Annotated in this window: 19 protein-coding genes; 15 read left to right on the top strand and 4 right to left on the bottom strand. The window is 49.5% G+C overall.

All coding sequences use genetic code 11. The annotated features are described in order from the left end of the window. Positions 1-74: 74 nt before the first annotated feature. From MKY48_RS04810 to MKY48_RS04825, 4 genes are all read left to right on the top strand, one after another. Complete coding sequence (locus MKY48_RS04810; protein ID WP_036661988.1) at positions 75-1,799, top strand: sensor histidine kinase; 1,725 nt, start codon at positions 75-77, stop codon at positions 1,797-1,799. 15 nt (positions 1,800-1,814) lie between these two features. Then, entirely contained in the window at positions 1,815-3,158 is a 1,344-nt protein-coding gene (locus MKY48_RS04815; RefSeq protein WP_339270438.1) for an extracellular solute-binding protein, read from the top strand. A 22-nt stretch (positions 3,159-3,180) separates the two neighbouring features. Continuing rightward, positions 3,181-4,779 carry a response regulator gene (locus tag MKY48_RS04820; RefSeq protein ID WP_339270440.1) on the top strand — a complete coding sequence of 533 codons (1,599 nt, stop codon included), beginning with the start codon at positions 3,181-3,183 and terminating at the stop codon, positions 4,777-4,779. Positions 4,780-5,121: 342 nt separating this feature from the next. Then, positions 5,122-6,093, top strand: coding sequence for a ring-cleaving dioxygenase (locus tag MKY48_RS04825; protein ID WP_339270442.1), 972 nt, complete (start codon positions 5,122-5,124; stop codon positions 6,091-6,093). 229 nt (positions 6,094-6,322) lie between these two features. Here MKY48_RS04825 and MKY48_RS04830 read toward each other — a convergent pair whose 3' ends face one another. Then, entirely contained in the window at positions 6,323-7,276 is a 954-nt protein-coding gene (locus MKY48_RS04830; protein ID WP_339270444.1) for a YafY family protein, read from the bottom strand. Positions 7,277-7,406: 130 nt separating this feature from the next. Here MKY48_RS04830 and MKY48_RS04835 point away from each other — a divergent pair, with 130 nt between their 5' ends. Continuing rightward, positions 7,407-8,300, top strand: a complete 894-nt coding sequence (locus MKY48_RS04835; RefSeq protein WP_339270445.1) for an SDR family oxidoreductase — start codon at positions 7,407-7,409, stop codon at positions 8,298-8,300. A gap of 187 nt (positions 8,301-8,487) precedes the next feature. On the opposite strand, the gene MKY48_RS04840 is transcribed toward MKY48_RS04835, so the two are convergent. Further along, the gene (locus MKY48_RS04840; protein WP_076325633.1) at positions 8,488-8,745 is read right to left on the bottom strand and encodes a GlsB/YeaQ/YmgE family stress response membrane protein; all 258 of its coding nucleotides are present in this window, start codon (positions 8,743-8,745) and stop codon (positions 8,488-8,490) included. A 196-nt stretch (positions 8,746-8,941) separates the two neighbouring features. Here MKY48_RS04840 and MKY48_RS04845 point away from each other — a divergent pair, with 196 nt between their 5' ends. The 7 genes from MKY48_RS04845 to MKY48_RS04875 all read left to right on the top strand — a co-directional run bounded on the left by MKY48_RS04845 (position 8,942) and on the right by MKY48_RS04875 (position 16,978). Then, a complete protein-coding gene (locus tag MKY48_RS04845) occupies positions 8,942-9,676 on the top strand; it encodes an acyl-ACP thioesterase domain-containing protein (protein WP_339273394.1) in 735 nt (244 codons plus the stop codon). A 62-nt stretch (positions 9,677-9,738) separates the two neighbouring features. After that, a complete protein-coding gene (locus MKY48_RS04850; protein WP_076325631.1) occupies positions 9,739-10,431 on the top strand; it encodes a response regulator transcription factor in 693 nt (230 codons plus the stop codon). A 9-nt stretch (positions 10,432-10,440) separates the two neighbouring features. Continuing rightward, entirely contained in the window at positions 10,441-11,427 is a 987-nt protein-coding gene (locus MKY48_RS04855; RefSeq protein ID WP_339270446.1) for a sensor histidine kinase, read from the top strand. Positions 11,428-12,008: 581 nt separating this feature from the next. Beyond that, complete coding sequence (locus MKY48_RS04860) at positions 12,009-12,779, top strand: ABC transporter ATP-binding protein (RefSeq protein WP_339270448.1); 771 nt, start codon at positions 12,009-12,011, stop codon at positions 12,777-12,779. After that, a complete protein-coding gene (locus MKY48_RS04865) occupies positions 12,754-14,682 on the top strand; it encodes an ABC transporter permease (RefSeq protein ID WP_339270450.1) in 1,929 nt (642 codons plus the stop codon). The genes MKY48_RS04860 and MKY48_RS04865 overlap by 26 nt, the downstream gene beginning before the upstream one ends. Positions 14,683-14,769: 87 nt before the next feature. Further along, complete coding sequence (locus MKY48_RS04870; protein ID WP_339270452.1) at positions 14,770-15,591, top strand: MBL fold metallo-hydrolase; 822 nt, start codon at positions 14,770-14,772, stop codon at positions 15,589-15,591. 451 nt (positions 15,592-16,042) lie between these two features. Beyond that, positions 16,043-16,978: an NAD(P)/FAD-dependent oxidoreductase gene (locus MKY48_RS04875; RefSeq protein WP_339270454.1), complete on the top strand. Its 936-nt coding sequence runs from the start codon at positions 16,043-16,045 to the stop codon at positions 16,976-16,978. 266 nt (positions 16,979-17,244) lie between these two features. Here the strand turns inward: MKY48_RS04875 and MKY48_RS04880 are convergent, their stop codons facing one another. Beyond that, positions 17,245-17,700: a hypothetical protein gene (locus MKY48_RS04880; protein ID WP_339292415.1), complete on the bottom strand. Its 456-nt coding sequence runs from the start codon at positions 17,698-17,700 to the stop codon at positions 17,245-17,247. Between the two features lie 256 nt (positions 17,701-17,956). Further along, on the bottom strand, positions 17,957-18,181 hold the full coding sequence (locus tag MKY48_RS04885) for a hypothetical protein (RefSeq protein WP_339270457.1): 225 nt from the start codon (positions 18,179-18,181) through the stop codon (positions 17,957-17,959). A gap of 310 nt (positions 18,182-18,491) precedes the next feature. Between MKY48_RS04885 and MKY48_RS04890 the strand changes: the two genes are divergently transcribed. The 3 genes from MKY48_RS04890 (at position 18,492) to MKY48_RS04900 (ending at position 20,929) form a co-directional block, all read left to right on the top strand. Then, complete coding sequence (locus tag MKY48_RS04890; protein ID WP_339270459.1) at positions 18,492-19,508, top strand: zinc-dependent alcohol dehydrogenase family protein; 1,017 nt, start codon at positions 18,492-18,494, stop codon at positions 19,506-19,508. A 285-nt stretch (positions 19,509-19,793) separates the two neighbouring features. Continuing rightward, positions 19,794-20,477, top strand: coding sequence for a sigma-70 family RNA polymerase sigma factor (locus tag MKY48_RS04895; protein WP_076325620.1), 684 nt, complete (start codon positions 19,794-19,796; stop codon positions 20,475-20,477). After that, positions 20,477-20,929, top strand: coding sequence for a GNAT family N-acetyltransferase (locus MKY48_RS04900; protein WP_339270461.1), 453 nt, complete (start codon positions 20,477-20,479; stop codon positions 20,927-20,929). The genes MKY48_RS04895 and MKY48_RS04900 overlap by 1 nt, the downstream gene beginning before the upstream one ends. The last annotated feature ends 63 nt before the right edge of the window (positions 20,930-20,992 follow it).

A 20,992-nucleotide genomic window follows, 5' to 3' on the forward strand; every position in this document is an offset into this window, starting at 1 on the left:
AAGGTGAAGTCGACAAGGAATGCGGCCTGTCATGAAGAATAATAGACATAGTAGAGTGGAGGGAGGAAGGATCCATGAAACTCCGCCGAAAGATATTGCTGGCTATTATTCTTCTGGTCTTCATTCCGGTCATCGCGCTGGGCGGGGTATCCTATTACAGCTTTTCGGAAGCGATGGAGAAGAAGTCGAATGATTTCTACTGGATTTCGCTCCTGGAAACGGATCGGAAACTGAAGTTCGCCTTGAACGAAATCACGACGATTTCGAACTCGGCGATTACCCAGCAATCGGTTCAGCAGATGCTGAAACAGCCGGAATACGCGGTTACCTATGAACGGCGGCAGGAGATCAACAATCTGATCAATCATCCGATGATTGCGTCGTTTGCTTTTTATTCGAATGACCGGTTGATGTATAACACGAATGGCGGAATGGAGCTTCAGGAACTGAGGCAGCAGGCATGGTATGAAGCGGTGGAGAAGGCGGAGGGGCGTCCCGTATGGGTCGGACCCGGCGAGAACGGCTCTGCGGCTGACGGCGCTCCCGTTTTGATTCAATCCAGGGTCATCAAGGACTATTACTCGCTGGAGGATATCGGAACCGTGGTGATCTACGTGAAGCCGGATCTCCTTGATCAGGTGTTCTGGGAGGCGGCAACGCTGAAGCAGGGAGATATTTTGCTGGTCAACCAGCAGGGGCACATCGTGTTCAGCAAGTCAGGCGGGCATATCGGGGAGCGGACGGAATTCCCGTTTCTCTCGGATAGTTATAAGACGAATGGAAAAGGCTACTATATCGATCAATATGCAGGCGAAAAATCGCTGATCACATATTCACCTTCCCATAATAAAGATTGGTTTCTGGTCGCCATCACGCCAAGCAAACTGATTTCGGCCGAATCGGTCCCGATTCGCAACCTGGCCTTGATCCTGGGATTGATCTCGCTCGTGTCGGCGTTCCTGTTCGACCGTTTTTTTGTGCGCAGAATGGTGCGCAGCATCATTAGCGCGGTGAACGGGATGAAGCGCGTCAAGCAGGGCATCTTCGTTCCGATCCCGTCGCATAACGTGGCGGAGGACGAGACGGATTTGTTGATCGACGGCTTTAACCGGATGAGCACCCAGATCCAGGAGCTGATTGGGCAGGTCGAGACGGAGCAAGCACGAAAAAAGGAAGCGGAGCTGCAGGCGCTGGTCGCTCAGATCAATCCGCACTTCATCTATAATTCACTGGAATCGATCAATTCGATGGCCGTGCTTCAGGGCAATAAGGATATCAGCAAGATGGTGGTTTCGCTTGGAAAGCTGCTGCGTATCAGCATCAGCGAGCATCATGAGCTGATCCCCCTCAGCATGGAGCTGGAGCATGTCCAGCATTACATGCGGATACAGAAATTCAGGTTCGAGGAAAAATTCGATTACGGCATTGAGCTTCCGAATGAACTGAGGCACTACGTTACGCAAAAGCTGATCGTTCAGCCGATTGTTGAGAACGCTTTATATCACGGGATCGAGCCGATGGAGGAAAGCGGGCTCATCTCCATCAGGGTGTCCGAGAACGGCGAGGATATCGTGATTGACGTGGAGGACAACGGTCCGGGCTTCGATCCGGAAACGCTGATGAAGCTGTGGAATTCGGATCCGGGACAGCTCAAAAAGTATCGCGAGAACGGGGTCGGATTGAAGAATGTCCATGAAAGGCTGCGGATCCGGTTTGGCAGCCGTTACGGCCTGATGATCTGTTCCTCCCCGGGTTACGGCTCCTTGATACGAATTCGAATACCGAAAATACTGACATGACAGGGGGGCTGCAGGGTGAGATGGTTTTGGAATTGGGGCTGGATCGTCGGATATGCCGCTCTGTTGGCGTTGTCTGTCGTGTGGGTGACGGTACAGAATCAGGGACCGGCCCAGGAGGAACAGCCCGAGAAAATCACGCTAACGTTCCGGCATTTCTGGAACAAAGAGCATGACAAGCCGGTGCTGGCCGTATTCGAGAGCATCGTCCGCACTTATGAGAAAGCGCATCCAAACGTAAAGGTGAACTTCGAGAGCATCGATCAGACGATTCACCGGGAACAAAAGCTGAAGAGCGAGATGGTAACCGGTACGCCGCCGGATATGTTTGTTTTGTTCGGAGGGGCCGAGATCGTGCCTTATGCCAGATCCAACCGGTTGATGGATTTAACGGATTTTTTGCAGGATACCGGATTGAAGGAGCAGTTCAAGGATCTGCACCATTGGACCTTCGAGGACCGGATCTATGGCCTGCCCTTCGAGGGACACGCAGAGCCGATCTATTATAACCGGGCTTTATTCCGGCAGCTGAAGCTGGAGCCTCCGAAGACGCTGGGAGAGATGGACGAAGCTATTCGTATCCTTCGGGAGAACGACATCATCCCCTTTGCGGTCGGCAACGAAGACAGGTGGCCGGCGGGAATTTTTGCCCATTATTTCATGGATCGCTACGCCGGGCCGGAACTGATTGACCGCCTGGTTGAAGGCGATGATCAGGCCAGCTTTGTGCAAGAGTCGTATTTGGAGGCGTTTGAGCACTTGGAGCTGTGGATCGAAGAAGGGGCGTTCAGTCCGAACGCAAACGATCTTTCCACGGAAGAAGCGATTGCCCAGTTCACGGAAGGAAAAGCGGCGATGTATATGAACGGCAGCTGGGATATCACGCTGCTGCAGAATGAGGATTACCCGGATTTTCAGAATGAGATCGGCGTCATTCCCTTTCCGTCGCTTTTTCCCGGCGAAGAACGCTCCTTGGCAGGGGGATATACGATCGGCATCGGGCTGTCATCGGACTTGGATGAAACGAAAAAGCAATCGGCTCTGGAGCTGCTGGGCATGTTCTATACCCCGGAGGTGCAGACTCGGCTGGTGTATGAAGGGCTGCGCGTGCCTTCGATGAAGATTGACTATGATTCGAAGAAAACCGGGCCGGTTTTTGCCCAAGTCACGGAATTGATGGAGGAATCCGCGAGCACCTTTCTGCCTTACGACAACACGTTATCACCCGAGGTGAACAGTTCGTTCCTTAAGGTGATCGAGGATATGATTGGAGGACGGATCGATGCTGCCGGCGCATTGGAGCAAATTCAGAAGTCCTCGGTCCGGTATTGGAAGCTTAGGCGGAATACGGCAGCAGAGTAAACAGGAGACAGGGGGGAACGTCATGGGCGGATCGGAAGGCAAATTCAGAGTCATGCTGGTCGATGATGAGCCGATCATTCTGCGCAGCCTGAAGGCGGCTATTCCATGGGATGAGCTCGATCTGGAGGTCGTTGGGGAGGCCAAGAGCGGAGACGGCGCATTGAAGCTGGCGCGCGAAGCGTCGCCGCATATCATTATCAGCGATATTCGGATGCCGGGGATGGACGGCATTACGCTCATGAAGGAACTGAAGGCGGATCAGGCAAGACGAATCATTATTTTCATCAGCGGGTACGGCGAATTCGAATACGCGAGGGAAGCGCTGCGCGAAGGGGCTTTCGATTACTTGCTGAAGCCGATCGATCACGATGAGCTGACGGAAACGATAGCCAAGGCAGCCAGAACCCTGGAGAAGCAGATTGCGGATGACCACATGATGCACTCGGTCAAGGTTTTATCGCTGCTGGCCCGGGAGAGGATGCTGACGGAATTTATCGAGGGAAATCGAAGCCCCTTGCAGCATATGCAGTGGCTGGAAGACAGCGAGCTGGAGCATGGATACACGATGGCCGTCATTCAATTGGATCATTACTTGCGGCTTAACGAGTTGTGGAGCATGGATGAGAAGCGCCTGTGGCTCTTTGCAGTACGGAACGTCCTCGAGGAATGGTCTTTGCAGCATGGCGGACTGACGGTATTCCCTTTCCGCAGCGGTGAATGGGTGCTGCTGTTTCCGAACCTGACGAAAGAGCGGCAGGAGGATATCGGCAGGGATCTGGTGCAATTGATCAAGCGGAATACGAAGCTGTCCTGCTCGGTCGGCTTCAGCCCCAGCATGGCTGGGATTGACCGCTTGGGAACGGCTTACGAGACGGCCGTCCGCGCCTTATACCAGCGGTTCTATTCCGGGGAAGAGGGGGTGTTCCTCGGGACTCCCGATTCCATTATGGAAACGGCCAGCGAAGCAAAGTATCCGAAGCATCTCGAGTTGCTCATGGTGGAAAGCATCCGCACGCTTCACAAGGAACGGCTGCTGGAACTTTTTGATGAGACCAAGGCTTACATCGAGGAGCATGCCTTTAGCCGGGAGATGACCGAGCGGGTGCTGCTGGAGATGAGCGTTGTGCTGTATCGGCAGTTTGAGCATATGAAGGTGCTGTTTGAGTGGTCGCTGGAGGAACTGCTGCAGGAGCTTCATTCTTCCGGCACCCTTCAGCAGTTGATGGATGTCATCAAGAGCCATTTCAGCAAGTGGATTGCCGAGAGCCGGTCCGGGCAGGCCAAGGACAATGTCCTGGCCGTTATGGGTAAGGCCAAGGATTATATCGCGGAAAATTATCAGAAGGATCTCAGCATTGAAGAGGTTTCGGAGCTGGCGGATTTGAGCATCAGCCATTTCTGCACCCTGTTTAAGGCAACAACGGGATATACGTTTCTGGAGTACTTGACGGAATGCCGGATCGAGAAGGCCAAAAGCATTTTGCTGAATACGGATGTGAAGGTATACCAGGTAGCGCCACTGGTAGGGTATCAGGACCCTCGATATTTCACGCAAGTATTCAAGAAAATAACAGGGAAAACGCCCTCCGAGTATCGCGAGGAGGCGATATCCAATACATAAAGAGGCGATGATTCGTTCGTGGTGTTACTGGGCCAATCATGTGAGGATAGCTTTCAGCATAGCAGGGAATGAATAACAGATCTATTTTTTCCGGGTTTGATTAGGGAAAAAGGAGTTCTGTTATTTTTATTTTAAATATCTTAATATTAAGACTTGACGATTCCTGAGTTAAATACTAAACTGAGATTAAGCGCCAGATGCACACGATAAGTTGAAGAAGCAAGGGTTAAAGTGCTTTTGATTAAGGTGCTTTTTGAATAAGGCGTTTATCCAACAGGACAGGTGTCTGAGATCGTGTTTTGTTAATGAAGAATAAATCAAATATAGATGGAGGTTGAAGTCATGAAGTTTAAAGGAATTCATCACGTATCTGCGTTAACGGCTGCGGCTTCGCGGAACTTCGAATTTTATACGAAGGTTCTTGGCATGCGGCTGGTCAAGAAAACGGTGAACCAGGACGATGTATCGGTATACCATCTGTTTTATGGCGATGAAAAAGGAAACCCTGGGACGGAGCTGACCTTCTTCGAAATTCCGATGGCAGGCCGGACCCGCGAGGGAAACAACAGCATCTCGGCAACATCTCTCCGCGTACCTAGTGACCGCGCTTTGGAATATTGGGCCCAGCGGCTGGATGAACATGGGGTAGAACGCGAGGAGATCAAGGAACGTGCCGGCCGATTGACGCTTCTCTTCAGAGATTTCGAGGGCCAGCGCATCATTCTGGTCTCGGATGAACATAATGAGGGAGTTCCTGGGGGCATCCCTTGGGAAAAGGGACCGGTTCCTGCGGAATACGCTATCATCGGATTAGGTCCGGTGCAGCTGACTGTACCTAATCCAGTGCAGACCGTGAAGGTATTGACGGAGCTGATGGGCTTCCGTTACAAAGGTCAGTATGCCTCGCCAGTAGACGGGCAGGCGGACATCCTTGTTTTTGAAACAGGAGAAGGCGGCACGGGAGCGGAAGTGCACGTTGAAGAAAGAACGGACCTTCCGCAGGAGCGGCTTGGTCGGGGCGGCGTTCATCACGTTGCATTCCGCGTAGAGGACGAGGAGGAGCTCCGAGCATGGATCAACCGGATTGGCGATGTAGGATTTTCGAATTCGGGGTTTGTTGATCGTTTCTATTTCCGTTCCTTGTATTTCAGAGAGCCTAACGGTATTTTGTTCGAGGTAGCTACTGATGGCCCGGGTTTTGACACGGATGAGCATATCGATCATCTCGGCGAATCCCTTGCGCTGCCACCGTTCCTTGAGAAGAAGCGGGAACAGATTGAAGCCAACCTAAAGCCTCTCCATACCATTCAATAATGAGGGCGCATATATGCGCAGCAAAAAGCACCGGGCAAGCCTCCCTTTTGAGGCATTTGCCTGGTGCTTTTTTAGATAGCAGGAAGAAAGTATGTCGTTAGTCGTTTTACTTATAGATATCAGAAAGTATAAACTTTAAGCTTGTGACCTCCTGATATCGCAAGAAAAACTTCATCTAACTGCGGTCTGGCATCTGTGAAGGTACGTCGATAGGCGTTTTTCTTATGATCTATTCATATAGCCGTGAAATGGCTTTTGCGGCTGTGCTGACATGCTCACGCAGCTCCTGCGGGGCCATCACCTCGATTTCCGCTCCGCAGCTTAGAAGAAATGCTGAGGCCGATTCTAAGGTGTTGAATTCCAAATCGGCTGCTATCCATCCGTCGTGCTGGCTTTCCATGTCGCATCGGATTATTTTTACGTATCGCTCGCGCTCAAAGCGCTTGATCAGAGAGACGGTCATTCGAACCTGTGCCGGATACTGCGGAAGATTCTGCATGAACCGTGCCAGCGACTCCTCCCAATACTCGGATAGATTAAAATCAGCCGGGCGCTCGAAGGTATCCTCGGACATGACGGCATCCACGATTCTCGATACACGGTAGGTTCGCATATCGCCTTCGGATTCCGCGACCACATACCAGGTGCTGCGTTTGGCAACTAGGCCGAGCGGATGAATGATTCTTTCGACCCGCTCCTCTCCCTTCATATATTGAATACGGGTGATACGATCCAGCCATAGTGCCTCCTGAAGCACTGTAAGATACGGATGCGATTCACGGTAGGAGTGCCAGCCTGCGCCATCAATATGGATTTTCTCCCGAATGATTTCGGCGTCCTGCCGAATGGAGCGGGGGGAAGAGGCCAATAATTTCTGATAAGCCGCATCAAACTGTTTGCGGATTCCCAAATCTCCGATGAGCGGACTATGACTGGAGACCAGCAGGGAGATAAGCTCGTCAGGCGTCATTCCGGTCAGATTCGTTCGATAGCTCTCCTCCAGCACCCAACCGCCGAAGGAGCCTCTTTCCGCATAGACGGGAATACCGGCCGAGCTTAGACTTTCCATATCTCGTATGATTGTTCGTTCCGATACCTCGAGCTGCTCCGCTAAATAACGGGTGTTCTTCTTACCTCCGTTCTGGAGCATCAGCATAATGGACAATAGACGATCCGCCCTCAAGTCATGTCACCTCTTTAATATCTATAGAAGATAATAGTATTGTAGCACGGATATAAGACAAGGGATGTCATATATGACTGATACGATAAGGATGTTGAGAAAATTCAGTATACAGGTAGGAGGTTACGCTATGAATAAGAATGAGCACAAGCCATTACAAGGTAAAGTAGCCGTCGTTGCTGGAGCGACCCGAGGGGCTGGCCGCGCCATTGCGGTGATGCTGGGTGCCTCTGGGGCAACGGTGTATTGCACAGGACGGAGCGTACGGGGGCAGGTATCGGATATCAAGCGTACCGAGACTATTGATGACACGGCGGATATGGTCACGGCGCGAGGCGGGATCGGCATAGCCGTGCAATGTGACCATACCGTGGAAGAGCAAGTAAAATCATTGTTTGAACGGATTCGCGAGGACCAGCAAGGACGACTGGACATCCTCGTCAATGATATATGGGGGGGCGAGAACCTCACGCACTGGAACATCCCGTTCTGGGAGCAGTTTCTATCCGATGGATTGCTAATGCAGGAGCGAGCTGTCACCACACACATGATCACAAGTTATTACGGTGTTCCGCTGATGGTGGAGAACGGTAGGGGACTGGTTATTGAAGTTACGGATGGATCTACGTATCGGTATCGCGGGAACTTGTATTACAGCCTGGCAAAAATTTCGGCGATTCACCTTGCTGCAGCCATGGCGGAAGAGTTACGTCCATATCAGGTAACCGCGCTGTCCGTTACACCAGGATTTCTGCGTTCCGAACAAATGCTGGATCACTTTGGTGTTACGGAAGAGAATTGGCAGGATGCCACAGCGCAAGAGCCGCATTTCATCGAGTCGGAGACCCCCTATTTCCTGGCGCAGGGCATTGCGGCGCTTGCAGCCGACCCCAGTGTTGCCGACAAGAGCGGCAAGGCGCTAACCAGCTGGGATTTATCGGATGAATACGGGTTTAGCGACATCGACGGACGCAGGCCGCATTGGGGCAATTATGCGAAGAAGCAAGGACTTCCTCTTACTTAAAAAAGAAAGGGGAGCATGTAAAAACAGGGTGACCTACCGCCATGATGGCGAATAGGTCACCCTGTTTTGTTGTGGATTTTTATTCGTTCATTCGCGAATACCGCTGCGTAATCTGGATCGTGCAGTTGCCGGTGAGTCACACCATGAAATCCAAAAATCCACTTCAATTAAGTTAGTTTCAATCAAGTTAGGAACGGCCGCGTCTCATCGAACCCATGATCAGGCTGACGATAAAGACAAGCACGACGGCACCGATCAGAGCAGGCAGGATGTAGAATCCTCCCATTTCTGGTCCCCAAGACCCGAGTAGAAGTCCACCCAGCCAAGCACCGACAAAACCGGCAATGATGTTACCGATGATACCGCCGGGGATGTCTCTGCCCATAATCAAGCCTGCAATCCAACCAATGATACCACCAACGATTAATGACCAAAGAAAACTCATTGTTTATCACCTCGTATAAGTTATAGTTGTTTGTGCCTTACTATTAACCAAAGACGTGATTTTTAAACCGGATGATAACAAAATCACTTTTTTCCAGCAGACGAAATACCGTGTCATGCTTTGATAAACGCCGGGTATTTGATTATGCTTGAAATAGGGTTAGTCTGAACATAATAAAGGAGCTGGCATGGGACTTATGGTTGAACAATGGACAGAAGAATATACGATTCAATCGGTTGATGCAGATTTTAAAGGGGATTGCCGTTGGTCTTCGCTGCTCAGTATTTTGCAAAGAGCGGCTGACCGGCATATTGAGGCGCTCGGGATCAGTCGCGAGGAGATGATCGAGCGGGGCATGGGCTGGATGCTGATTACGCTGGAGCTTGATATGCGGCGCATGCCAAGGGATATGGAAACCGTATATGTGGACACCTGGAGCCGCGGGGCCAAAGGGGCGCTGTGGCATCGGGATTATCGGATAAAGAACGGCGATGGAGAATTGCTGGGCGAGGGCCGCTCGGTATGGGCGCTGGTGGATATTCATAAACGGAAAATTTTGCGTCCGTCCATGTTTCCATACGAGGTGCCGATCGGTCAGGAAACGGTTGGGGAACTGCCAAGCAAAGCCGTTTTACCGGAAGGGGTACAGCTGGATGAGGCGTATACGTACACGGTTCGGTACAGCGGAATCGATACGAATGGTCATTTGAATAATGCCCGTTATGCAGACCTGTGCTTTGACGTGTTAGATGAGCAGGAGCTTCGGGAAGGGCAAGTGACCGGCTTCAAGATTACATATCATCACGAGGCCAGACTGAAGGATACGATGCTGATCAAGCGTTCGGTCGAAGAGAACAATCGGGTGTATGTGCAGGGCGCATCGCCGGACGGAATCAACTTTTTTGAAGCGGCTATCGTTAGGGAGTCATAACCATCAGGCGAATTCTTTCGGAAGGGGAAAGAGCGGCCTGACGCTTCATGGAGGGTGAACGGATGTACAAAATCATGATTGTTGAGGATGACCCGAAGCTGGCGGGGATGCTGCAATCGCATATCGAACGGTACGGAAATGATGGGAAAATCATCGAGGATTTCGATCATGTGCTGGAGCAATTCCACGAGATAAAGCCGCATATCGTTCTGCTCGATGTGAATCTGCCAAGCTTTGATGGATATTATTGGTGTCGTCAGATCAGGTCGGTATCCACCTGTCCGATTATTTTCATATCCGCTCGGAACGGGACGCCCGATCAGTTAAGGGCACTGGAGAACGGAGCGGATGATTATATCACCAAGCCGTTTGCTTACGATATCGTCATCGCCAAAATCCACAGCCAGCTGCGTCGCGTATATGGCGATTATGCAGCAGCATCCGCCGAGCGTACGGTTGAGAAGGACGGGCTGGTCCTGTATCCCGAACGGATGGAGCTGATTCTCGAGGATCGGACATCCTTACTCACGAAAAAAGAAACAATCCTCCTGGAGACGCTGCTGAGCCGGAGCCCCCGGTTGGTCACACGCGAGACGATTCTGGAGAAGCTGTGGGATGATACTTTCGTTGACGATAATACGCTGAGCGTGAATATTAACCGGGTACGAAAACGGCTTGCGGAGTTAGGGATTGAGAATGCGCTGGAAACGATCCGTGGCTCCGGGTATCGGCTGCACACGGTTTGGAAGAGGTAAGGGAAAGCTATGAAAAAGCTGTTTTGGCGTGAGCAACTGCCCCTGATTCTATTTACGGTCGCCGAGTTGTTCGTCGTGCTGCTCGTATTCTGGTATGACGGTTATGATCATCCGGTGACAGCGGCTTATGCCGTTTTCCTCGGTCTAACCATTCTGGGCGGATACTTGGCATTCCGGTACTTCACGCACCGGGATTTCTACGAGCGGCTGTCACAGCCCATCAGGTCGCTGGAGGAATCGATCAAGCATAATGAATCGGCCCCGCTGCCTACGGCCCTTAGCGAGCTGATGGAAGAGCAATACCGTCAATACCGAACGGTCATGGAAGAATGGGAGCGCCGGCGGAAAGAGCATATGATCTTCATGAATCAATGGGTGCATCAGATGAAAACGCCGCTGTCCGTCATTGAGATGATCATGCAAGAGGATGATAACGACTCCTTCAAGAGTATATCCGAAGAGTCCGACCGGATTCGGCGCGGGCTGGAGATGGTGCTCTACATGTCCAGGCTCGAAACCTTTGAGCAGGATTTCAGTGTGGAGCCCGTGAAGCTGCATCAGGCGGCAGTCGATGCAGTTCACGAGAATAAGCGTTATTTTATTCACAGTCATGTGTATCCGGAAGTCCGGATCGATTCGATTCTCACCGTCCAGACGGATGCCAAGTGGCTTCGGTTCATCCTGCTGCAGCTGCTATCCAACGCCATCAAATATTCCGCCGGTACCGGACTTAAGGTGACGATCCAAGCCCACCGGAGCGAGGATCACCGCCATGTCGTGCTGGAGATCACGGACCGGGGGATGGGTATACCCAAATCCGATATGAAGCGGGTGTTTGACCCGTTTTATACCGGGGAAAACGGACGCAAACTGAAGGAATCCACCGGCATGGGCTTGTATCTCGTTAAGGAGGTCGTTCATAAAATGAACCACCAAATCGAGCTGGAATCCGAGCCGGGGAGAGGAACGACCGTGAGGTTGATATTCTCGGGGTGAGACTCGGGACAAGTAGTCCTGTTAGCGTCTGACTGGCGAGGCTTATGACGTTAAGTAAGGTTGTTGGCTGTTTAAAATTAAAATAACAGTATGGATTTAGGCGCCGAGTAGGGTCAATCAGACAATATTTAAGTCATTCTTAGATTATGGAGCGGTACAGTAATCCACATAAATACTTTATGATAGCACCTTATCTCGGATAAACGATGGTTATTGAAATCATCATGAAACCCTGAGATAAGGTTCTTTCTTTTGTTTTAAATAATGAGTAGGTATCGGCACGCACCAGCGAAAGAGGACGAAACGATTCCGAAGAAGCGAAGCGGTCGGCTTTGCACCCGAATTTTCACCACAGTGAATTCGTTCAGAAAATTTGGGGGCAACAGCGATCGTAGGAACGTTACGTAATCGGAGCGGTCTTGAGAAGCGCATAAGTGACGTTTTTGGTGCTCTTTTACTTTTAGTAAACATGAATCTTACACCGATGTAAGATTGGTGAAAGAGTGATCGATAGGAGAAGCTCCGGGGATGCTATACACTAACCTTACAAGATATGAGATAAAGAAGGTGAGGTTTACAAGATGGAAATACTAAACGTGCGCAATCTGGGCAAAGTCTACAAGGCCGCGGTGTCCCACGAGGCGCTTTCCAATATCAATTTGAGCATCAACGAAGGGGAATTCGTTGGCATTATGGGACCATCCGGCAGCGGAAAAACAACGCTGCTCAACATGATCTCCACCATCGACCGTCCCACATCCGGGGAGATCCACATTGGCGGGGAAGATCCGTTCCGTTTATCCCAGGATAAACTCGCGATGTTTCGCCGCCGTGAGCTCGGGTTTGTCTTTCAGTCATTCAACCTGCTGAATACGCTGACGGTGAAGGAGAACATCCTGCTGCCATTGGCACTGGATGGCGTGGATTTGGATGAGATGAACCGCAGGGTGGGCATATTGGCCGAGAAGCTAGGCATTACATCGATACTGAATAAGCGGACTTATGAAATATCGGGGGGACAGGCGCAGCGGACGGCCGTAGCACGGGCGATGATCCATGTACCGAAGCTGGTCCTGGCCGATGAACCGACGGGGAACCTGGACTCCAAATCGGCGCGCGACGTCATGGAGATGATGGACCGGAGAAACAGAGAAGACAAAGTGACGATGCTGCTGGTCACCCATGATCCGGTTGCCGCAAGCTACTGCAATCGGGTGGTGTTTATCAAGGACGGTCAATTGTACAACGAAATCACGTACGGTGAGAGCCAGTCGGCCTTTTATCAAAAAATCATCAATGTGTTATCGCTGCTGGGAGGTTCGGGACATGAATTTTCGCCAGTTCGCCATTAACAATGTCCTGCGCAGCAAGCGGACATATATCGCCCATTTTCTGAGCAGTGCCTTCTCGGTCATGATTTTCTTTACCTACGGGTTGCTCTCGTTTCACCCGCAGCTGAAGGACGGTCTGGTCTCCTCCAGCGATACCATGTCCTTGTTGGGTACGATGGGCATGACAGTATCCCAGTACATTGTGTTTGTCTTTTCGTTCTTTTTCCTTCTGTATTCGGTGGGAGCCTTTATCAAAGTCCGAAAGAAGGAATTCGGTATTCTCCTGATTCTCGGGATGTCTCGCAAGCAGCTGAACCGGATGCTGTTTATCGAAAATATACTGATTGGCGTTGCGGCAATCGTAGCCGGGATCGGGACAGGTGTGCTGTTCTCGAAGCTGATTCTGTTAATCAGCGCGAAACTGCTGGCCGTGGAGAACGGACTTCCGTTTTATGTTCCGCTCAAAGCGCTGATCATCACGGCAGCGGCTTATGCCGTCCTGTTCCTGCTGATTGCCCTGTGCTCGTCGTTCATGCTGCGGAAGGGCACACTACTTGCGCTCGTGAAAGCGGAGGAAAGTCCCAAACCGCAGCCGAAAGCCTCGCCTTGGCTGGCCCTAATGGCTGTCCTGCTGATTGGTGCCGGATACGGCATGGTTATGGCTTTTGCGATTCTCCAAATCTTTAATTTTATTCTGCTGTTTGGAGGGGTTGTACTCGTTATCATGGGTACGTATTTTCTCTTCACCCAATTCAGCGTTTATTTTATGCGGTATTTGCAGAAGAAGGAGCGATTTTTCTTCCGTCGAACCAATCTGCTGACGGTATCGGAGCTGCTGTACAGAATCAAGGATAATGCGGTAATGTTCTTCCTCGTTTCAGTCATTTCAGCATCTGCCTTTACCGGGATCGGTACCACGCTCGCGATTGGGGATCCGGGCCTGTCGGCCATGGAGAACCCTTATGCTTATACGTATTCCTTGTATAACGAGGATGCGGACAAAGGCAATCGACATCTTGATATCATCAGGGAGGAGCTCAAAAAGGGCGGATTCAATTACAAGGAGGCGGAGGTGACCCCGATTTTCTCGGATAACGGGGTGATGCTAATTAAGCTTAGCGAATATAACAGTCTCATTCAGTCGCAGGGTTACCCGGCAGAAACATTGGGTGACCTTGAAGGGATCTTGACTCCGGGAACGGTCTCGGAGAAGAACAGCTACCGAATCGACGGTCCCTTGAATGATCAGTTCGAGATATTAAACGGCAAGAAATCGGAAACCGTAAAGGTGCTCAAAGCCGAAACGTTCATTGCTGTACCTGCAGCCTACGGCGAGACACTAGTCGTATCCGACCGCTTGTACGAGGATGCGTTCCAGGCACAACAGGATCAGGATTACGGTTATGCGGCATACCATACATTTTACGTAAAGGATTGGAAGAATACAGGGGATGTGTCTAGAGCGATTTCTGATCGTCTCAACGAGAATGAAGACTACAGCTATTATCTAAAATCATTGTACTTGGAGTGGAAAAGCGCCCAGCAGCAGAACGGCATTCTGCTTATGGTTAGCGGCCTGGTCGGCATTGTCTTCTTCACCTTCGCGGCAAGCTTTGTTTATTTCCGACTGTATGCGGATCTTGCTCGGGACGAACAGCAGTATCGCATGATTGCTAAGGTTGGCCTCAGTAAAAAAGAGCTTGGCACCATCATTACCAAGCAGCTTGTCATTATGTTTTTCCTGCCGATGCTGATCGCACTCATTCATAGCGGCGTTGCCTTCATAGCCCTGCAGCAGCTGGTAGACTTCTCGATTGTAGGACACAGTTTGAAGATCTTTATCTTCTTCCTGAGCATCCAGGTCGTTTATTTCTTTATCACTCGCTGGCGTTATCTGGATCGTCTTAACAAAATCATTCAGTAAAAAATCGCCATTTCTTCGTTGAAAAGTGCCAAAACGGGTATGTTATTACAAGAAGCACTTACAACGAGAAGTGGGGGCGATTCCATAATGAATGATCACAGCATGTTAAAGACGGGTGCCGTAGAGACTGAAGAGATTACGCCGGATATTCTATCTTTGCGTACTGTAATGGTGAACGTCCAGATGATCGGTACGCCTGGAACGGGAGATTGGGTACTGATTGATACGGGACTCGGAAATTTTGAAGGCTCCATTGTAGAAGAAGCGGAGAAAAGATTCGGAAAGCCGCCGGTTTGCATCGTGCTTACGCACGGCCATTTTGACCATGTCGGGAATGTGAAGGCATTGGCGGACCGCTGGAGCGTACCTGTCTACGCTCATCCGAGCGAACTGGCGTTTCTTACGGGAAAAGAAGACTATCCACCAGGAGATCCAAGCGTAGGCGGCGGATTGATGGCCCGCGTTGCTCCGATGTATCCGAACAAAGCCATCGATCTGGGCTCCAGGATACAACCTCTGCCGGAGGACGGCAGCGTGCCGGGTCTTCCTGAATTCAAATGGCTGCCGACACCGGGCCATAGTCCCGGTCACATCTCTCTGTTCCGCGAACGGGACCGAGTCCTCGTAGCGGGAGACGCTGTGATTACGGTGAAGCAAGAGTCGGCGCTAGCCGTCATCGGGCAGGAGAAGGAGCTGCATGGTCCGCCGATGTATTTTACGCCGGATTGGGATCTCGCGCGGGAATCGGTTCGCCACCTGGCAAGCCTGAATCCCGAGGTTCTGATCACGGGACACGGGGTTTCGATGCGGGGTAAGGAGCTTACGGCTTCACTTGCACGGCTGGCCCGGGACTTTGATCGTTTGGCCGTTCCCGAGCAAGGCCGATATGTGGATAAGGATATGAATTGAATGAGAACGGATCTAATTATCCGTTTCATGATATGAACGATTTATAAGCTAAACGAGACACCGTGAGGGCGATGGCCTTGCGGTGTTTTTTAATATGAGGCAGATTGTAATATGAAGTGTCTATATTAACTTGACACACATTAAATGAGTCCATATATATGAACTATTTTAATTCAACCACGGATACATGTCTTCCACTCCATCTTTAATGAATTCTGAGATGTTTACTGAGTTTTGCTCAGTTAGTAATCTCCCATTCATAATATCTGCCTTTATTCTCTCTGAAATTGTTGCGGTAACATTCACATCAGGATTAAACGTTTGCCTGACGCTACCCCTTAAAGAAAAACATTCTTGACAGCTTTTATTTTTTAAAGTTATTATAGACCTATAATGTCCATTATATAATCGTACTCATTTCACTAAGAGATCGTTGTAAGGAGGAAAGAACATGATGAATCGCAATACTTCAGAAGACCATGATGATATCTTCGATGTGGCGGTGGTAGGGGCAGGAGCTGCAGGGCTAAGTGCAGCACTGTTTCTCACTCGAGCTCGTCGCCGAACAGTCATTTATGACGGAGGACCCGTTCGTAATTCAATGATCTCTAAGATTCATGAATACCTTGGGTATGAAGGAAGTACACCGGTCGAATTCCTGGAACGTGGGCGTTCCGAGGTGGTAAGCTACGGCGGAGAAATTCGCAGTGAGACCGTATTGAAGATCGAAGCAAGGCCCGATGGGCTCTTTGATGTCTGGGGCAGCAAGATGAAGATCACGGCTCGGGCCGTAGTACTGGCCACAGGGCTAGTCGATGTGCTCCCCATGGTGCCTGGCTTAAAAGAGGGGTTGGGCAAGTACGTTCATCTGTGCCCATGCTTCAGCGGATATGAAGTTCGGGACAAACCTTTCGTAGCCTTTGGACTTCCGGAGCGCCTTGCCCAGCTTGGAAAGTTCCTGACCGCGTGGTCTTCAGACGTAACGGTCGTAAGCCCACACGAGTTCGACTCCGAAACGCTGACAAGGCTTGATGGATTCGGAGTTAAAACCGTTCAAGACGAGGTGACCGGTCTGGTAACGGAAGGGGACCAACTCGTCTCCATCGCCACAGCGAGCGGCACGGAAGTGCCATGTGAAGCAGTTTTTGTGGCGGCCCCTTTCAAAGCTGCGTCTGAACTGGCTGCCTCTCTCTGTGAAGTAGACGAAGCCGGTTTCGCAGTTACCGATACGTACGGAAGAACGAGCCGACCAGGAGTATGGGCGATCGGGAATGCTACGGATCAGCTTGCCCATCTCGTTCATTCAGCCGCCTCCGGTGCGAATATTGGACCTTGGGTCGTTGACTATTTGCTTGAAACATCCCTGAATCCGAAGAAGAAAGAATAGGCACGGATGACCGAAATTTCTTTTTCGCGCGCCCATGCGCTGACGGTGAATCGGCTGATGGCTGCGTATTTTGGAGACATGGACCACGCATCAATGGTGCAATTAATCGAGTCTCTAACTATGTGAGTACAGTGCTGCGACACAAACAAATAAAAAGATAAAAGCATCGCTTAAGCCTCTGTAAAAGCTTGAACGATGCTTTTTCTATATTAGGGTATTGCGAAATCAAATCTATTCCCGATTTTTCCTTTTAAAACCGTTTTCTATTACCGGAACTCATCCTTGTGTCCGCCAAACTGGAAACCGAATTGACCACTATAACCGGCTAAATGGCCCCCGGCATCGAAGCCAAAACCATGTCCCCCACCAAGATGTGCACCGGTATAACCACCGACACCATATTTTCCACCAAGATATCCACCTGCATGAACTCCCATCCCATGACCACCACCGAGTTGGCCGCCAGCATGAACTCCTACTCCATAGTCACCGCCGAGATGGCCCCCAGCATGAGCTCCTATTCCATGGCCACTCCCGAGATGACCACCGACAAACATACCTGCTCCATAATCACCCCCAAGCTGTCCACCAGCATGAACACCAATGCCATGTTCGAAATGATTGTTATTAGAAGGATAAACGCCATAATATGGTGCAGGATACGGATAATAAGATGGTTGAGGGGATCGACAATATGAGCATAAATATGGGTTAATTATCATTAATAAGCCTCCAATCTGATCGATGATTGTAGCTTATTCAGAACTAATAAAACATGATACTTGACCATTCCAATATAGGAAAAATACAGAATACAGGGTCTGCAAGGGCTTCATATTGTCGAGAATCCCTGTCTGTTTTCACCTCAGCCCAGTAGAATATCGAACGTAGGCTGTGGCTTAGAGGATTTTTTTAAATGTCTACTTGACGGGGGGAACTTCATTCAGCGGTAGCCTCTTGTTTATGGTTGTTGAGCTTTTAATCCTGGGCTGGATCCTCATCCATGCTGACGCCTGAATCAAATACACTGTCCTGCGGAACTTTCGTGAGATCTAGCTTTAGCTTCACTTGGTCATTAATATTCCCATACCAGGCCTCAAAGGAGTCATCCAACTGCTCCTCTCGATCACGATCCTCGTTCACATCTGAATCAACTTCGATTTTATTACCTAATACCTCGTAGTCGTCTTTGGGGTGGATCATACTTTACTTCAACTCCTTCGTATACGAATTGAATTAAAATTTCCTATAAAACTAATTTTATACATGGTTTTCTTTTACAGCTTAGGTGAACAAGCTGATAAAACAAAAAGAGGGTGTCCATCGTCATTTTTATGCTAATGACATTTGGGACACCCTTGATTACTTTTGTGATTTAATATTCATGAATCGTTTCGTACATGCTGACCGCTGATTATTAGGTTTAAATATATATCTATATAGACACATCTCTAATTACAATTCGACAGCTATTCCATTAATCTAACGGGCTGCAAGGATAATTCAGTAAGGAGTGAGACGCATTAAGGAGTTTATTTCTTTACAGTATAAGAAGTTTGGAAATCCTCTTGAGGTGTTGGAATTAGAACAACGAGTAGACGATATACAACTTCAGCACGACGAAATAGTGGTTCGAATGATTCTTAGTCCAATCAATCCTTCTGACCTAATTCCGATTCGAGGTGCCTATAAACATCGAATTCAGCTGCCAGCAGTACCAGGATATGAAGGGGTTGGCGTTGTTGAAGCTGTTGGTTCATCCGTAACCACATCCCTTTTAGGTAAACGGGTACTGCCTCTACGTGGTGAGGGAACTTGGCAACAGTACGTGAAAACAAAAGCCAATTTTGCAATTCGAGTTCCCGTTGAAATCAATAACGAAACAGCAAGCCAAATGTACATTAACCCTATGACAGCGTGGCTTATTTGTACAGAAGAATTGCGGTTAAAGTCTGATGATGTGTTAATTGTAAATGCTTGCGGTTCTGCAATAGGACGTATTTTTGCACAGTTTCCAAAGGTGTTTGGATACAGATTGATTGCGGTGGTAAGAAATGATAGACATACCCAGGAACTGCATTCGCTTGGTGCTTGGGCGGTAATTGACACGTCTAAAGAATGGCTTGTCCATCGAGTTTTGGAATTGACCTGTGGGATGGGGGCAACGGCCGGTATTGATAGCATTGGCGGGCAAGATGGACACGACCTGATTGAGTGTATCCGTCCAGGTGGCACAGTCTTAAGTATTGGTCTTATGTCAGGAACCCAAATGAATTGGGCTCAGATACACCAAAAACATTCTAATATCAGAGTGAAGCCATATTGGCTTAAAAGATGGATTGAAGGTATCTCCGATGTTCGGTGGCATGAAACTTTTGGTGATGTATTCAAATTGGTGATAGATGGGGAATTGACTATTCAAGCACCAAGAACGCGTTTTAGTCTACGGGAATATGAGAAAGCAATTATAGAAACCCAACAAAGTGGTCACACAGGGAAGGTGATTTTGGAACCATTTTTATTCAACTAACGCGCTAATGGTCTTCGTTCGCATTAAGAGTTATAACCGGCCTCGTAAATGTACTTGGCTGGAAGTCCGATCACGAAGCCTTCATGGAAGAATTGTCGCACTTTGATTGATAATGCGTCATGACGAATATTCAATATGGAAATGATGAACGGATTTGTGCGAAAATGAAGGTGATGGTAATCCGGCTTTTTTAAAAAAAATGATGAGCTGACGTGAACCTGAACACGTTCTGATGCATCTAACATATGTAAGGCCAAGAAAGTGTTGCAGAGGAGGTCTCCCAATGTGAATAAGAAATCAAATATAGAGCACGATGTTCAGCTTGCCAAGCATGGGGATCGGGAAGCCTTTAGCAGGCTGATCCACGCTTGCGAGCGTAATTTGTATGGCTTAGCCCGTTTGTACCTGAAGCGGGAAGAGGATTGTGCGGATGCTGTACAGGAAGCGATTTATAAATCCTTCGCAGCTATGCCTACCTTAAAGGAGCCTGCTTATTTCAAAACATGGCTGTCCCGTATTCTCATTCATGAATGCCTGCAACTGCTGCGTTCCCAGCAGCGGCTGCGCACGGTTGAACTTGCCAATGGCGGTGCCGATTCACTGCCGTATGAAGCGATCGAACTCAACGAAGCCGTGACTCACCTGGATGATGATTTACGCAAGGTCATTCAGCTTCACTATTACCGGGATATGCCGGTTAGCCGTATCGCCAAGATCGTAGGAATACCGCAAGGAACGGTGAAATCCCGGTTGTACCGAGCCCGCGCCATTTTGGCGGAAAGATTGGATCCCTCCACGGAAAGGAGCGTGAGCCATGACCCGATAGTAGGTAAGGAGTCGAGTCGGGATGACTTTGCTCCTATCCTACAGCCTGGTAGTGTTGTACTTCTGCCAGCCAAATCGATCTGGACGGCTAGGCTTGCCGGGGATTACGATATCATTCACAGATCATGGGGTGTGGCGGTTTAATGGGAACGAATCCGAACGTCAGATTGATGGACAAAACCGACCTTGGAGCATGCTCCGAGCTGATGCTCAAGGTCTTTAGCGGCGAACCCTGGTACGACCAGTGGGACTCCGTACAGCATGTGCAGCAATACCTCACGGAATTTATGGACAATCCGGTATTTCTGGGGTTTGTTATTGAACAGGATGGTAAGATCCTCGGTGCCTCTTTTGGTCATACGAAGAGCTGGTATAGCGGTAAGGAATATCATATCCAGGAATATTATATCGATACCGGTAGTCAGGGCAGCGGATTAGGCTCGGCATTAATGAATGGAATGAAGGCATACTTAAGTTTAATTCACATTCATTGCATGGTGCTGCTAACGGAAAAGGATCTTCCGGCGGAAGATTTTTATCGGAAACATGGTTTTGAAGTGAAGAAGGATATTATTTTTATGGCCAACAGATTTTAGTCGGCGGAATTTATATTGAAAAAATAGGGAGCTGTCTTGATGTCGGTGTGTGTTCTTAACTAA

The sequence above is a fragment of the Paenibacillus sp. FSL W8-0187 genome (assembly GCF_037969755.1).
Lineage (GTDB): Bacteria > Bacillota > Bacilli > Paenibacillales > Paenibacillaceae > Paenibacillus_AQ.